Origin of the sequence: Rahnella ecdela (assembly GCF_019049625.1) — a bacterium.
Taxonomy (GTDB): domain Bacteria; phylum Pseudomonadota; class Gammaproteobacteria; order Enterobacterales; family Enterobacteriaceae; genus Rahnella; species Rahnella ecdela.
In genome coordinates this window covers 1-1,118 of sequence record NZ_JAFMOY010000066.1, presented here as the reverse complement: position 1 = coordinate 1,118, position 1,118 = coordinate 1, and the positions used below count along the sequence as shown (strand labels likewise).

Here is a 1,118-nt window from a genome sequence, read left to right as displayed (position 1 = left end):
CATCATGTCACTTTGCGGCGTCAGGGCGGCCGGTAATTCCCGTTGCCATGTCGGGCCGGAAAGGGCAATTATCCCCAGAGCAAGCAGCCACGGAAGGGCGCGGGTCAGGCGTTTTTGCTGCCCGATAATCAGCGCTCTGGCGAAAGGCTTATCCATAATCTGATGCCAGGCGCTGCGTTCGCGGGTGGTGATAAACCACAGCAGGGCGCATAGCAACAAGCCAAGCAAACGCCACGGGTAGATAAAATGGAAATCGCTCATGCGGTTTTCTCCCTGAAATATCGCCCCAGATTAATGAGAAGCAGCAGCGCGAGCGCCAGCAATAACGGCCACTGGAACAGCGGGATATGCCACGACCAGCCGATGGATTTCACCTGAACCGGCGTAATCGCGTCGATTTCCTGCCAGACGCTGTCGAGTGACGCGCCGGAGTTGCTGGCCGTCCAGGATTTTCCGCCGGTGATGCGTGCGATGTCCTGCAACAGCGGGAGATCAACTTTGTCATCGCCGGTTTGGGTGACATCGCCGAAGGCAATGGTGTGCACCTGAACGTGATGAGAAACTGCCAGCCGTGCGGCGAGCGGCGGGGCCAGCTGCGAGGCGGTATCGTTACCGTCTGTGAGTAAAATCGCCAGTTTGCTGGCGTCTTTGTTGGTGGTGGTGTCGAGCAGTTTGACCCCCACGCCGAGCGCATCGCCAATCGCGGTCTGCTGTCCGATCATGCCCGGTGCCAGCTGATTAATCCGCGTCTGTAGTGCCTGTTTGTCTTCGCTGACCGGCGCAAAAGGCCAGGCGTGGCTGGCAAAAATCACCAGACCGATGCGGTCTGACTTTCGCTGCGCCACAAATTTTCTCACTGAATCCTGCACGGCCTGCAAACGGGTAATGCCGCCTTCAACGTCATTTTTCGCCATCGAACCGGAGACATCCAGAATCAGCACCACGTCGCGCATCGGTTTCTGAATGTGCTGCGGCGGGGTCAGGTATTCCGGGCGGGTCAGGGCGATGACCAGCAGGATCCAGATAATCCAGAAAAGTACACCGCTCAGTTTGCTGCTGCGAACCGGCTGGCTGTTGAGTTTAACTTCATCAATCAGCTCAGGCAGAAAAGGCACGCG

Annotated in this window: 1 protein-coding gene and 1 pseudogene; both read right to left on the bottom strand. The window is 57.7% G+C overall.

Annotation, left to right across the window (positions count from 1 at the left end):
• Window positions 1-261 (bottom strand): annotated as a pseudogene (locus tag J1784_RS00345) (hypothetical protein); the annotation flags it as partial.
• Window positions 258-1,118, bottom strand: an 861-nt coding sequence (locus tag J1784_RS00340) for a VWA domain-containing protein (protein ID WP_217147588.1), incomplete at its 5' end; no start/stop codon positions are given. The gene J1784_RS00340 and the pseudogene J1784_RS00345, both read right to left, overlap by 4 nt.